The organism is Methylomonas koyamae, assembly GCF_006483455.1.
GTDB lineage: Bacteria > Pseudomonadota > Gammaproteobacteria > Methylococcales > Methylomonadaceae > Methylomonas > Methylomonas koyamae_B.
This window is the reverse complement of record NZ_PPPU01000008.1, coordinates 15,436-29,883: the sequence shown is the minus strand read 5'-3', so window position 1 is coordinate 29,883 and position 14,448 is coordinate 15,436. Positions and strand designations below refer to the sequence as shown.

12 protein-coding genes are annotated in these 14,448 nt (G+C 55.3%); all 12 read left to right on the top strand.

All coding sequences use genetic code 11. The annotated features are described in order from the left end of the window. Positions 1–23 precede the first annotated feature (23 nt). The 12 genes from yegQ (at position 24) to rlmB (ending at position 14,447) form a co-directional block, all read left to right on the top strand. Entirely contained in the window at positions 24–1,379 is a 1,356-nt protein-coding gene (yegQ, locus tag C2U68_RS04635; protein ID WP_140911347.1) for a tRNA 5-hydroxyuridine modification protein YegQ, read from the top strand. Between the two features lie 15 nt (positions 1,380–1,394). Further along, positions 1,395–1,880 carry a ribonuclease E activity regulator RraA gene (gene rraA, locus C2U68_RS04630; RefSeq protein WP_140911346.1) on the top strand — a complete coding sequence of 162 codons (486 nt, stop codon included), beginning with the start codon at positions 1,395–1,397 and terminating at the stop codon, positions 1,878–1,880. Between the two features lie 37 nt (positions 1,881–1,917). Continuing rightward, positions 1,918–2,874 carry a 4-hydroxy-3-methylbut-2-enyl diphosphate reductase gene (ispH, locus tag C2U68_RS04625; protein WP_140911345.1) on the top strand — a complete coding sequence of 319 codons (957 nt, stop codon included), beginning with the start codon at positions 1,918–1,920 and terminating at the stop codon, positions 2,872–2,874. A 16-nt stretch (positions 2,875–2,890) separates the two neighbouring features. Continuing rightward, positions 2,891–3,250 carry a rhodanese-like domain-containing protein gene (locus C2U68_RS04620; protein ID WP_140911344.1) on the top strand — a complete coding sequence of 120 codons (360 nt, stop codon included), beginning with the start codon at positions 2,891–2,893 and terminating at the stop codon, positions 3,248–3,250. After that, a complete protein-coding gene (locus C2U68_RS04615) occupies positions 3,243–3,641 on the top strand; it encodes an RNA-binding S4 domain-containing protein (RefSeq protein ID WP_186289495.1) in 399 nt (132 codons plus the stop codon). Before C2U68_RS04620 ends, C2U68_RS04615 begins: the two co-directional genes overlap by 8 nt. 207 nt (positions 3,642–3,848) lie before the next feature. Then, positions 3,849–5,624: a hypothetical protein gene (locus tag C2U68_RS04610; protein ID WP_140911342.1), complete on the top strand. Its 1,776-nt coding sequence runs from the start codon at positions 3,849–3,851 to the stop codon at positions 5,622–5,624. After that, on the top strand, positions 5,596–8,613 hold the full coding sequence (locus tag C2U68_RS04605) for a DUF748 domain-containing protein (protein ID WP_260839219.1): 3,018 nt from the start codon (positions 5,596–5,598) through the stop codon (positions 8,611–8,613). The genes C2U68_RS04610 and C2U68_RS04605 overlap by 29 nt, the downstream gene beginning before the upstream one ends. Positions 8,614–8,805: 192 nt before the next feature. Further along, entirely contained in the window at positions 8,806–9,252 is a 447-nt protein-coding gene (locus C2U68_RS04600) for a hypothetical protein (protein WP_140911341.1), read from the top strand. Between the two features lie 60 nt (positions 9,253–9,312). Next, entirely contained in the window at positions 9,313–9,639 is a 327-nt protein-coding gene (locus tag C2U68_RS04595; RefSeq protein WP_140911340.1) for a hypothetical protein, read from the top strand. A gap of 91 nt (positions 9,640–9,730) precedes the next feature. After that, entirely contained in the window at positions 9,731–11,326 is a 1,596-nt protein-coding gene (locus C2U68_RS04590; RefSeq protein ID WP_140911339.1) for a hypothetical protein, read from the top strand. A gap of 62 nt (positions 11,327–11,388) precedes the next feature. Beyond that, positions 11,389–13,707 (top strand): ribonuclease R, encoded by a 2,319-nt coding sequence (gene rnr, locus C2U68_RS04585; protein WP_140911338.1) that lies wholly within the window; start codon positions 11,389–11,391, stop codon positions 13,705–13,707. Further along, positions 13,704–14,447, top strand: coding sequence for a 23S rRNA (guanosine(2251)-2'-O)-methyltransferase RlmB (gene rlmB, locus C2U68_RS04580; protein WP_140911337.1), 744 nt, complete (start codon positions 13,704–13,706; stop codon positions 14,445–14,447). The genes rnr and rlmB overlap by 4 nt, the downstream gene beginning before the upstream one ends. Position 14,448: the final 1 nt, after the last annotated feature.

Here is a 14,448-nt window from a genome sequence, read left to right as displayed (position 1 = left end):
CCATTTCCTTTTCTCGAGCTGACATGAAACACATCGAACTCCTTTCCCCGGCCGGTACCTTGCGCAATATGCGTTACGCGTTTGCTTTCGGTGCCGATGCGGTTTATGCCGGGCAGCCGCGCTACAGTCTCCGGGTGCGCAATAACGATTTCCTATCCGAGAATCTGGCTAAAGGCATAGCGGAAGCGCATCAGTTGGGCAAAAAGTTTTTCCTGGCCGCCAACGTTATTCCGCATAACGCCAAAATCAAAACCTTTTTGAAGGACATGGCGCCGATCATCGCGATGCAGCCCGACGCGCTGATCATGGCCGATCCGGGTTTGATCATGATGACCCGCGAACAATGGCCGGAGATGCCGATTCACTTGTCGGTGCAAGCCAATACCGTCAACTATGCCAGTGTTAGGTTCTGGAAGAGCATGGGCGTGGAACGGGTGATTTTGTCGCGCGAACTGTCGCTGGACGAGATCGCCGAGATTCGCCAGCAATGCCCCGATATGGAATTGGAAGTTTTTGTGCACGGCGCGCTGTGCATCGCTTATTCCGGCCGCTGCTTGCTGTCGGGCTACTTCAATCATCGCGATCCTAACCAAGGCACTTGTACCAATTCCTGCCGCTGGAAATACGATACCAAACCGGCGGTGGAAAACGCTGAGGGCGATTATTTGTTGGCCGATAGCGCGGTTATTTCCATGACCGATTTGAACCAGGGGCTAAACACTGCCAGTTGCGGCGGCGCCGATCGGCATCCTCTCGCCGACAATATTTATTTCCTGGAAGAAGAAGGGCGGCCGGGCGAGCTGTTGCCGGTGATGGAAGACGAGAACGGCACCTACATCATGAATTCCAAGGATCTGCGCGCGATTGAGCACGTGCAGCGCTTGGTGGAAATCGGCATCGATAGTTTGAAAATCGAGGGCCGCACCAAATCCCATTTTTACGTCGCTCGTACCGCACAGACTTACCGCCAGGCCATCGACGATGCTCTAGCCGGACGGCCGTTCCAACCGGAGTTGCTCGGTATTCTGGATAATCTGGCCAACCGCGGCTACACCGACGGTTTTTACCAGCGCCACCACACCCACGAACACCAAAATTATCTGTCCGGCTATTCGAAGAGCCACCAACAACAGTTTTGCGGCGAAATTACCGGTTTCGATGCCGCGACCGGCATGGCCGATGTCAGCGTCAAAAACAAGTTTGCGCTGGGCGACAAATTGGAACTGATTCTGCCGAGCGGCAACCGGGATATCGTCGTGGAACACATGGTCGATAAATACGGCCAGCCGATGCAGGAAGCCGCCGGCGGCGGCTACGAAGTGAAGATTCCGTTGCCGACCGCTGAGTGCGATTACGGTTTGTTGGCCCGTTATTACTGATTCGCGGAGGCGAGTATGAGCTTCGATACGGCGGATTTATGCGACCGTTTTGCCCAAACCGACAGTTTTCAGGTGGCAGAACCAGTGCTGCGCCATTTCGGCGGTAACCGCCGGTTCTGCGGTCAAATCACGACGCTAAAAGTGTTCGAGGACAATTCGCTGGTCCGCGCCGTGTTGGCGGAGAAAGTCGACGGCCGCGTATTGGTGGTCGACGGTGGCGGTTCCAAGCGTTGTGCGCTGATCGGCGATACCCTGGCCGGCTTGGCGCTGGAGAACGGTTGGCAGGGCATCGTGGTCTACGGCAGTATCCGCGGCTCCGAACTGATCCGGCATCTGCCGATCGGCGTGATGGCGTTGAACACGAATCCGTTACGCAGCAACAAGCATGGCCACGGCGACCGCGACGTGATGATCACGTTTGCCGGCGTCAATTTCAAAAAAGACCATTATTTATATGCCGATGGCGACGGAATTATCGTCTCGGATGCGAAATTGGATTAGAATTCTTCCGTCTTAACCCAGTAAAACACTCAAGAATATGCAAATAGTACTCGCTAACCCCCGTGGATTCTGTGCCGGCGTCGATCGGGCCATTGAAATCGTCGATCAAGCGATCGATACGTTTGGTGCGCCGATTTACGTACGACACGAAGTGGTGCACAACCGCACCGTAGTCGATGGCTTAAAGGAAAAGGGTGCCGTTTTTATCGAAGAACTCAGTGACGTGCCGGTCGGCTCTTATCTAATATTCAGTGCTCATGGCGTGTCCAAGGCGGTGCAGCAAGAAGCGGAGGAGCGCCAGCTGACGGTGTTCGATGCGACTTGTCCGCTGGTGACCAAGGTGCATATGCAGGTGGCCAAACATGCCAAGCAAGACCGGGAAGTGATTTTGATCGGCCACGCCGGTCATCCCGAAGTTGAGGGTACCATGGGCCAGTACGATAAATGCACCGAGCACGGCGATATTTATTTGGTCGAAACGCCGGAAGACGTCAAAAACCTGAAGGTCAACAATCCGGACAATCTGGCTTATGTGACGCAAACCACACTGTCGATGACGGATACCAAAGTCATGGTCGACGCGTTGCGCGAACACTTTCCGTCGATCAAGGAACAAAAGAAAGACGACATTTGCTACGCCACCCAAAACCGCCAAGATGCCGTACACGACTTGGCGAAAATCTCCGATCTGATTCTGGTGGTCGGTTCGCCTAACAGTTCCAATTCCAATCGTTTGCGGGAGATTGCCGAACAACTGGGCAAACCGGCCTACCTGATCGACACCTATAAGGATTTGAAACAAGAATGGTTGGACGGTATCGAAGTGGTCGGCGTCACCGCCGGTGCCTCGGCCCCGGAAGTGCTGGTGCAGGAAGTGATCAACCAATTGAAGGAGTGGGGCGGTGAAGACACTGCCGTGCGTGAGAACAAAGGTATCGAAGAAAAAGTGGTGTTTTCGATTCCGAAAGAATTGAAAAAAGCTATGGAAGCCTGATTTTTAGGAGTCGTTTATGTCGATCACAGCTCAGGAACTGGTTGCTGCCGCCAAGCAGCAGATCACCGAAATCGACGTCGCCGCCGCCAACGCCCGGTTGTCCGGCGCGTTGCTGCTCGATGTGCGGGAGCCGGCCGAATTTGCCGCCGGCCATTTGCCGGGAGCGGTCAACATTCCGCGCGGCGTCTTGGAGTTTCAAATCGGCGGCCATCCGGCGTTTCAGGGTAAGCAGGATGCCGGTATCGTGGTCTACTGCCAGAGCGGCGGTCGCTCCGCGTTGGCAACCCAGGTCCTGAACCAGTTGGGATATTCCGGCGCGGTTAGCATGGCCGGCGGCTTCAAGGCTTGGGCGGAGAGTGGACTCAAGGTTGAATGAGTTAAGCCAGATCCGGATCGACAAATGGCTGTGGGCCGCGCGCTTTTTCAAAACCCGCGGTCTGGCGGCCGATGCCGTCAACGGTGGTAAGGTCCATGTCAACGGTCAACGTTGCAAGCCGGGTAAGGACATCAAAATCGGCGATCTGGTCACGGTGACCAAAGATCAGTACACCTGGGAAGTGCGGGTAACCGATCTAAATCAGCAGCGGCGTCCGGCTCAGGAAGCCGCTCGGCTTTACCACGAAGACGAGACCAGCTCGGAAAGACGCCATCAGCAAATCGAATTGCGCAAGCAGCAACAAGCGTTACAACATCCATCCGAACGCGAACACAAACCTAACAAGAAACAACGCCGGCAAATCCACCGTTTCAAGCAGGACTCGTTGTAAAGTCTTACGGCGAGCGGATAAAACGGTAGCCACTTCGCAAGCTTCAATTTATTATTCCGCGCTGAATGTAGTGAATTGAGCATGGCGATTTTGTAATACACTCGCAGTTCGATTCCGTTAAGCAAAGCCTAAGCCGCCCCCGCTAGCTTGAAAACAGCGGCGGCAATAGCGGCCGTCGAACCTTGCCAAATTTGTTTAGGACCATTAATGCCGATCAGCCGATTATTTTCCCTACCCGTCACGCTAATTGCTGGTAGCCTGATCGCCGGTTGCGCCACGACCCGGCAGATCGCGGTGGATTATCCCAAAACCGAAACCTTACCGATCAAACCCTTACGCGGTCATGCGACGGTCGGCGGCGACGATTATTACGTGCAATTGGTGTCGGATTTCGAGTTCAAAGGCGACAGCGCGCTGAAAGGCGGTTGTAACGAAATGGGCGGCCATTACGAGAACGGCGATTTGTCGGCGGCTTTGGTATTCAGCGTCCATAACGAGACTTTGAAGCTGAAACGCGAGGTGAGCGGTTTTCTTTATCAAGCGACCACCGGCAAATGCAACTTCAAGTTGGAGACCAAAAAAGCCAACCTGACGCCGTGGTTGAGGCTGGATACCGGCAAGGATACGCTGGTTGATTACAACTTTTTAACCAGCAACAGCCACGAAGCCAACCTGTCGCAATTGGTCAGCGACGTCAACGCCGCCAGCGGTTTGTTCGCGTTGACCGGGGTAGGTGCCGGCATGGCGGTGATGGGAAAGTTGGCTGGTAACTGGGTCGAGACCAGCCCGCAGGTGGTAGCGAAGACACCGGCCGCTAGCGGTAAGTACAGTTCCGAAACCCACTCCTTGCCTGCCAGCGTGGTGTTGGCCGGCGATAGCGGTAATTTCAACCAGAGCCGGTTGGCGGTCTATGAAGTGGTTGAAGGCGGCTGGAAAGCCTGGAGTTCGGAAACCCGGCTGCTTGGCGAATTGAGGATTTACCCGGAAGTCGCCACGTCGCTGTTGCTAAAAACCGGCGGCGACGCCATTCCGGACGCGCATGATTTATCCTTGGAGGAATTGTGGCGGGCGCCGGTACAAACCGCTAACGGCGAGATCAGCCTGCAACAATTGATCAACCAGGTCGACCCGGCCGCCAAACCCAATTTGCAACCGGATTGGCGTAACTATGACGATGTGGAAAGCCAATGCCGGCGGCTGAAATTGGTGATGAAGGATTTGGGCTTCAATAAATTCGACCGCGATGCCGTGTTGTACTACTTCCTGGCCAAATCCACCGATTGGAAAAACTTCAATATCTCCGCGCAGAAGGCCATGACCGACGAAATTCGGCCGAAACTGCTGGAGCAGTACCGGACCAAGGATTTTTCCGCCTGTCTGGCGGCAGAGGACTATACGGCCATGAAAAACATGCGCTTACCGGTCAACACGCTACAGGACTGGGATAATCTGACCAGTTCCAGGCAGAAGAAAGAGGGTGTGATCAGTCCGATTCAATCGGCGGCGCGCCAATTTTTGTCGGCATTGCAAAATCCGAATCAGGATGAAGCGGCCCGGCAGCTGTATCCGTTGTTGAATACCGAAAAATCCGGCAACGGTTCGGTATTGCTGCAGAATCATTTGAGCAACTTCGGCTTGGAAGCCTTGTTGCAACTGCCGAATATTGCCGATGATGGTGTGGTGATCAATGCGGCGCAGTTGGCCAGCGTGTTTGGCGCGCTCAACGTCGAGAGTTTCAGTTGCGCGCGGCCGGCGCAGGAACAAGGCCAGCCGCTGGCGAATATCGGCATCATGTTGTTCGCGACCAAACCTGGCAGTCCGCGCGAGAAAGGCGGTGCGCTGGAATTCGAATTGGTGCAGGGCAAAATCAGCCGTTTGGCGTTTCAACACCCGTCGTTTCGCGATTTCGAACAAAATTTGGCGGACTATCCCGATTTGGGCGGTTGCCGGATAGATGCCGAATTCATCAACCGATTGCACTGATCTGAAGCCGATGCCGATCGCGATCAACCGGAGAAAAGCCTTGATTGCCGCCGCGGCAGTCTCCGCCGGCGTGGCAAGCTATGCGTTGGCCGGGTTTTACCTGCTGCCGAAAATTGCCTTGAGCAAGCTGCCGGAAATCATCAAGCAACAAACCGGGCAAACGCCGCAGTTGAAACAGATCAGTCTGAACCCGTTCAGCTTGGTGATCGAGCTGCGGGATTTCTCGTTGCCGGCCGGGGATGGACAACTGCTGGCCGGTTTCGAAAGCCTGCGCATCGATCTGGCGTTTTGGCGTTCGGTCGGAATGGGCGGTGCCGTGGTCGACAGCATCGAGTTGACCAAACCGCAATTCAATATTAGTCGCCGGGCCGACGGCAGCTTTAATTTTGCCGATCTGCAGCCGCAGCAAACCGAAGCTGAAGATACGCCGGAGCCGGACGCCGCGGCCAGCCCGTTCAAACTGGCGATTCATCGTTTGGCAATCGCCGAAGGCAAAGTCGCCTGGTCGGATGCCTCTTCCGGTCAAACTTTGGCGGAAACTTTATTGCCGGTTAATTTGACCCTACAGGAAATCAGTACTCTGGCTGATCAAACCGGTAACGGCAAGTTGACTTTGGGCCTCGAGTCAGGCGGTAGCATCGAGTGGAGCGGCGATTTAAGTCTGCAGCCGTTAGCCTCGAAGGGACGAGTAACGCTCGACGGTATCCGGTTGGACAAAATTTGGCAGTTGTTTTTGCAGGAGTTGCCGGTGCGGATCGAGGCCGGTCAGGCTGGTCTGCAAATCGAATATCAAGTAACGGTTGACGATACCGGTGCCGTCACGGTGCTGAACAACGGCGCGCTGGCCTTACGAGAGTTGGCAGTCGTCGAAAAAGCCACCGGGAAGCCTTTGATCGATTTACCTGAATTAGTCGTCAGCGGCATCGGCGCCGATTTAGGCAGTCAAGCCGTCACTATTACCTCGGTTGTCAGCAACAATGCGGCGATAAAGGCTTGGCTGCAAGCTGACGGAGTGGTCAATTATCAGGCCTTGTTCGCTGACGACGCTGGCGGCTCGGCAGCCGGCGCCACTCAAACAAGCGGTAGCGCCGCTCCGGTTGCCAATGCCGGCAAACCCTGGTCGATTCGGTTGGGCGAGTTGGCGTTGCACGATTACCAAATCCATTTTACGGATTTTAGCCAAGCCAAACCGTTCGAATTCAAACTGACGGAGTTGAATTGCTCATTACAGAATTTCAGTTCCGATCTGGCCGGCAAACTACCGTTGCAGTTCGATACCCGTTTGAATCAAGCCGGTAGCTTGGCGCTGAAAGGCGATATGACGCTGGTACCCTTCGTCGCCGATTGGGATCTGCATCTCAAGGACCTGCAGTTAAAACCCTTCCAACCCTACTTGGAACCGTTCATAAAGCTGGAAGTGGTGGACGGCGACGTCAATGCGGCCGGCAAACTGCATCTGGCTGCCGCCGAGCCGTTTCAACTCAAATTCACTGGCGATGCCGACATCGATAATCTTTTGACTCGCGACCAACTGAAAAACAAGGATTTCGTGAAGTGGTCGAATCTGGTGCTGAACGGCATCGATATCGATTTGGCCGCGCAAGACTACAAGCTGGCGAACGTGGTATTGGAGCGTCCTTATGTGCGGTTCAATATCAAAAAGGACGGTAGTACCAATGTCGACGATATCCTGGTCGAACAAGCAGCCGAACCGGTACCGACGACAAAGCCGGTTCAAGCTCGCGGCAAGTCCGAAACCGCGACAGCCCAGGCGGATGAGCCCCGTCTGAGCATAGGCAAGATCGAGATGCGTAACGGCAACTCGAATTTCGCCGACTATTCGTTGATTTTGCCGTTCGTAGCCGAAATGAACGGTTTGAACGGCGAAGTGAGCGGTTTTTCTTCTGCCAAGGATGCCGTCGCGACGATGGCTTTGAAAGGCAAGGTTTACGATATGGCCTTGGTGGGCATCAAGGGCAAGTACCAGTTCCAGAGCGGTGACTCCGATATTGCCTTGAATTTTACCCATATGCCGTTACCGTTGATCACCCCTTATATGGCGGAATTTGCCGGTTACCGGATAGAGAAAGGCCAGATGGCTCTGGATTTGCACTACAAAGTAAAGAGCGGCCAGCTTGAAGTGCAAAACAAACTGTTAATCGATCAATTGACTTTGGGTGATAAAGTCGAAAATCCGAATGCAGTGTCCGTGCCGTTGCATTTGGCAATTGCCTTGTTGAAAGACGCCGACGGCAAAATCAATCTGGATTTTCCGATTTCCGGCAGCCTGGAGGATCCGCAATTTAGCGTCGGCGCCCTCGTGCGCGACGTGTTGGTGAACTTGGTCGCCAAGGTGGCAATGTCTCCGTTCAAGGCCATTGCGTCGCTATTGGGTGACGACAAGGACTTCAGTGTCGTGCAATTTAATCCGGGTAGTGCCGAATTGGCTAAGGATGAGACGGTCAAGCTGGGCGAATTAAGCAAGGCCTTGTTGAGCAAACCGGAACTGACCTTGGAAATCAAAGGTATTGCCTATCAGAATCAGGATTGGCCGGCGATGCGGTTCGAGGCCTTACAGGATGTACTGAAAAAAATGAAATCCGGCGAACTGCGCGATCAGGGCCAGAAGATTCGTCACGAATATATTCAGCTTGCCGACGACGATTACAAGCGCTTGTTGGCCAAGTTTTTCGCGGAAGTGTTTCCGGAAGATTTCGAACGCAGTCTGCTCGGTACGCCCCGTATTAAAAGCAAACCCGACGCGGATTTTTACGCTTCGGCGCGCGAGCGGCTGGAAAGCATTTTTCAACCCGATCCGCTAAAGCTCAACGATTTGGCGGTAGCCAGAGCTAACCATATCGCCCAATATGTCGCCGACCAGCCGGGCGGAATCAGTCGGGACCGAGTCTACATCCTGGCGACCGAGCTGAACCAGGCAGACGCAGCCGACGGCATCAAGTCGGTGTTAACATTGAGTGCAGGGCCTTAGGGGCCGCCAGGCTGCGACTCGCTCAGCCCGAAAACCCGTGATAAATAAGATTGGGCTAATCGGCGGTGCGTGCGGTTCGCGATACTGCCGGCACCCAACTTTACAGCGTTGCGGTGTAAGATAGGCCTAATGCTTAGGCTGAGCCGGGTCGCGGCGAAATTCATTTAGTGTTACTAACCCATTGGAGTAGCTATGAAAAATAAGCTTGTTCGTTCGATGTTGACGCTGGCCTTGACTGCGGCTGGTGCGTTTTCGTCGGCCCCGGCGCTCGCCGAAGCGTTTACTTCGTGCACGATGACCTACAAAATGAGCGGCTGGTCTTTGGTTTACAAGCAATACGACGGTATCGGCAATATCAGTTGCAGCAACGGTCAGCGCGCCCAGGTAGCCTTGGCGTCGAAAAGCATCGGCTTTACCATCGGCAAGTCCGAGATCGAAGGTACCGGGGTGTTTTCCGATGTGAAGAATTTAAACGAAATTTACGGTAATTTCGTCGCCTTGGAAGGCCATGCCGGCGCGACCAAATCGGTTGACGGCCAAGTGTTGACCCGCGGTGAAATATCCTTGGCATTGTCGGGTAAAGGACGCGGGATAGACATCGGCGTAACCTTGGGTGCCCTGACCATTTCGCCGCGTTGATGCAAGCGCGCATCTTGGGGTTCGGTGTTCGTCGTTAGGCAGCCACAGGGAGCTAAGTGCATGCCTTTCGTACAACGCGGCGCCGATGGCGCCATTGTCACGGTAAGCGACAACGGTAACGGAGAATGGTTGGCGGCAGACCACCCCGAGTGGTTGGCCTACGCCAAAGCCCGCTACGAGCAGGATGCCCGTCAGGCTTTGTCGGATACCGACAGCGAGATGGTGCGGGTGATAGACGATTTGGTCGATTTGCTGGTGGCCAAGCAGGTATTGATCTTTACCGAGTTGCCCGAGCGGGTGCAATCCAAATTGCTGGCCAGAAAACAGCTCAGAAACGATATCAACGCATTGCAAAGTCCGATGGTCGATGACGAGGCGCTTTTCTAGAAAATGGGGGCTATAGTTGTTCGCGTCACCCGGCAGCGTTGGCCGCGGCGTTACGAAAGCGCGCTAAGCGCGTACATTATTTGAGCTGTTTGTGAAAAACTCGTTCTTTTTAGTCATTCCCGAGCAAAGAAACGATCCCCAGCTGCTGGCTTCGTTCAGCGACGACGCGCTCAAACAATGGATTACCGAGCTTCCCACGGCGAATCCAGGTCTGGCTGCGCGCTTGTTCTACGAATTGCTGGGCGAGTTGATATCGGTAGACATGCCGGCCGCCAAACGGCTGCACGCGCTGGAAATGCTGAGGGACAGTTTTTTTCTGATCGACGACTACCTGCGTTCCCGCCTGACCCGGTCGGGTTTTCCCAAGGGCGATAGCGAAAAGAAAATTTTCGCCTTGACCTGTAGTATCGAACGCCAGTTTACGATCGGTTACTGGAGCGTGGCGCGCGAGCTGACGCGGCGCGAGATTGGCTGGATGCAGGCCAAGCCGACCGTGTTGTCGATTCAGCGCACGATCAAGGGTTTGAGCCGTATCATCATTACCCATTACATGATGAGTTATCCGATTCCGGATTGGATCTGGATCGACCTGCATTCCTTGTACAAGCTGGCCGTGAAGTTGGATAAAGCCGATGTCAAAGCGGCCGATCATGGCGGCATTTTCAGTAAGCAGTCGTCGATCGAGGACAGTTACAAACAAATTTTATTGCTCAGTCTGGCCTATCCGTCGGGTTTGATGCAGAAAGAATTCCAGCTGGTTTACGAGTTCATCGAAAAAATCGCCGATTTGCTCGAGATCGAAACCAAGCCGGTCGCCGGCCAAGCCGTGCAATGCTCGATTCTGATGGACGAGGATTTGCCGCCGGCCTTTCTGGCCAGTAGCGGGCAAAGCGATAGGCGCTCGGATTCGGCGATGCTGTATCTGAATCTGAGCAAGCTGGCCAAGGTTTTCAAGCATCCCGACAAATTTTCCAGCAAGGACGAAGCCCGCTTCAGCTCGCTGGAAATGGAAAAAAGCCAGCAGCAACGTCTGCCGGCCGAGTTGTTCGATTATTTACTGCAGCGCTGGCAGGGCAAGGAGCCGCAGGGCTCGGTTTATTTCAGCGACCGGCTCGACCGCTACGTGGCGATCGGCCTGGAGGCCACGTTCGACTTGCTCGATACCTCGCGTGCCGGCACCGGTTCCGGTTTGGAAAAACGCGCGGAGACCGACTCGGAGCGCGCGTTGTCCTGCAATTTCGACCAGGAAGGCGTGTTGTCGATCGGCAGTTTGGTCAGCTTCAGAAAGATCGACGCCTTGCCTCAGCAACGAGCGTTGGGCGTGGTGTGCAAAATACTGGTGCCCAAACAGGACAGCAAGCTGATTTTCGAGTTGATGGTGATCGCTGCCCAGACCTACGCGGTGACCTATCAGGCACTGGATGCAGCACCCGGCGACGAGCGCAAAAAGGCCTTGATTTACGGCGCGAAAGACCAAGAAGGCGAGAAGAGTTATATCATTATGGATTCTTTTCGATTGAAAGACGGCGACCTGCTCAGGATGTATATGGGGAACGAGAACTTTCCGATCATCCTCAACGGCCGGCGCAATATCGGCCTGGGGTATTGGCAATTCGAGTGCCGGCGGATTCTGGACGAATCCACCATACCGCAACAACCCAAGAAGAAAGGCTATGACTTTATATAACCCATGCCACAAGCGCCCGATACATCGTATTGCGGGGGCGTGGCTGCCAAGCGACGGACTCAATGACCACCAATAGCGATCAACCCGCTGATTTTTCGACTTTCGTCGATCCGCACGCCGAACGCGAAGCGGAAAAATACGAGAACCCCATCCCCAGCCGCGAGCTGATCCTGGAGCTGATCCAGCAAGCCGGCAAACCGTTAAGACGCCAACAAATCGCCCAGCAATTCGGGCTGGAATCGGCCGATGCCCAGGAAGCGCTGCGGCGCCGGCTCAGAGCCATGGAACGCGACGGCCAATTGAGTTTTAACAGCCGGCAAAAGTATTGCATCGGTTCCGGCCACAACACCATCGCCGGACGAGTCCTTGGTCATCCGGAAGGCTTCGGTTTCCTGAAGCCGGACGACGGCAGCGAAGACTTGTTCCTGTCGCCGCGGGAAATGAAACCGCTGATGCCTAATGACCGGGTGATCGCCCGCGTCAGCGGCATCGACCGTCGCGGCCGGCGCGAGGCTACCGTGATCGAGATTACCGAACGTAACACCCATCAGATCGTCGGCCGCTTTTTCACCGAGGGCCGCGTTGCTTACGTGGTGCCGGACAATAAGAAGGTCAACCACGAAGTGTTGATCGCCAAGGAGGATACCGGCGGCGCCAAGAACGGCCAGATCGTTGTCGCCGAAATCCTGCAGCAACCCAGCGCCCACTGCCAGCCGATTGGTCGCATCAGCGAAGTGCTGGGTCTGCACATGGCGCCGGGCATGGAAATCGAAATGGCGATTCGTTCCTACGATTTGCCGAACCAATGGCCGGATGCGCTGCTCAAGGAAATCAAGCCGTTGACGCCGGAAGTGCCGGAACAGGCCAAACAGGGCCGGGAAGACATCCGCCAACTGCCGTTGGTGACGATAGACGGCGAGGATGCCCGCGATTTCGACGACGCGGTCTACGCCCAAAAAACGCCGAAAGGCTGGAAATTGCTGGTGGCGATTGCCGACGTGTCGCATTACGTCAAAGTCGGCACCGCGTTGGACGATGAAGCGAAGAACCGCAGCACTTCGGTGTATTTTCCGGAAAAAGTGATTCCGATGCTGCCGGAAATCCTGTCCAACGGCCTGTGTTCGTTGAACCCGGCCGTGGACCGCTTGTGCATGGTCTGCGAGTTGTTGATCAGCAGCGAAGGCCTGGTGTTGCGCTCGCGCTTCTTCGAAGCGGTGATGCGCTCCCACGCTCGCTTGACTTACAGTGCTGTGGCCAAGATGTTGGTGGACGGCGATCAAAAGCTGATTAAAAAGCATCAAGAACTGATGCCGCATCTACAGACGTTATACGATCTGTACAAAGTCATGCGCCAGCAGCGCGAACTGCGCGGAGCGATGGATTTCGATACCCAGGAAACTAAAATCGTATTCGGGCCGGAGCGCAAGATCGCCGAAATCGTACCGCTGGTGCGCAACGATGCGCATAAATTGATCGAAGAATTCATGATCACCGCCAACACCGCGGCCGCGCGCTTCCTGAATCGCAAGAAAATGCCGCGCCTGCTGCGGGTCCATGACGGTCCCGGCGCGGAAAAACTGCTGGCGTTGAAGACCTTTCTGAATGAGTTGGGCTTGCATCTGGGCGGCAAGGCCGAACCGACGCCGTTGGATTATATGCATTTGCTGGAATCGGTACAGCAGCGCCCGGACGCCCACTTGATTCAGACCTTGTTGCTGCGCTCGATGTCGCAGGCGGTCTACAGCCCGGAGACCAAAGGCCATTTCGGCTTGGCGCTGGACGCTTACGCTCACTTTACCTCGCCGATCCGGCGCTATCCCGATCTGTTGGTGCATCGGGCAATCCGGCACTGTCTGGCCGGCCATAAACCGGACACCTTCCATTACAGCCATGACGACATGGTGCTGCTGGGCGAACATTGTTCGGCCAACGAACGGCGGGCCGACGAGGCCACTCGCGACGTGGTCAGCTGGCTGAAATGCGAATATATGATGGACAAGATCGGTGAGGAGTTTGCCGGCGTAATTTCCGCCGTGACCGGCTTCGGCTTTTTCGTCGAATTGCAGGCTATCTATGTCGAGGGCTTGGTGCATATCGCCTCGTTGCAGGACGATTATTTCAATTTCGATGCCAGCAAGCACCAGTTGTACGGCGAACGCAGCGGTATTCGCTACCGCTTGGGCGACAGCGTACGGATTCGGGTGGTACGGGTCAGTCTGGACGACAAGAAAATCGATTTCGAACTGGTGCAGGTCGGTAAAAAGAACAAGGCCAAGGCTGTGCCCGCCAAGGACAATGGCAAGAAAAAGGCGAAGAAGTCCAAAGCCGAGCCGGCAAAGGCCAGTGCCAAATCTAAATCCAGGAAGCGCCGCCGCTCATGAATTTGACTCATCTGTTCGGCATCCACGCGGCGCAAGCCGCATTGGAATATTCGCCGCAAAAAATCCGCCGCGCCTGGGTCGATAGCCAGCGGCAGGACGCCCGCCTCAAACCGCTGCTCGACGAGCTGGCCGCACTGGGCATCGGTCTGGAAAAAACCGAGCGCAAGAAGTTGGATAAACTGGCCGACGGCAAGAACCACCAGGGTATCGTCGTTGCCGTCGAATTGCCGGCCATGCACAGCGAGGACCGGTTGAAGAGCGATGTCGAGGCGTTAACCGAGCCGGCGTTTTATCTGATTTTGGACCAAGTCCAGGATCCGCATAATCTCGGCGCCTGCCTGCGCACGGCCGACGCGGTCGGCGCCCACGGTGTGATCGTTACCAAGGACAATGCGGCCGGCATTACCCCGACCGTGTGCAAGGTCGCCAGCGGCGCCGCCGAAACCGTGCCGGTGTACCAAGTCACCAATCTGGCGCGGACTTTGCGATGGTTGAAGGAACAAAATATCTGGATCATGGGCGCGGCCGGCGAAGCCGAGCAGACCGTCTACGACATGAAACTGGATATGGCACTGGCTTTGGTGATGGGGGCAGAGGGCAGCGGTTTGCGTCATCTGACTCGGCAGCACTGTGACTTTTTGGTCAAGATTCCGATGCTGGGCCAAGTGGAAAGCCTGAATGTTTCGGTCGCAGCCGGGGTGTTGATGTACGAAATCTTTCGGCAAAAACATCTGGTCTAAC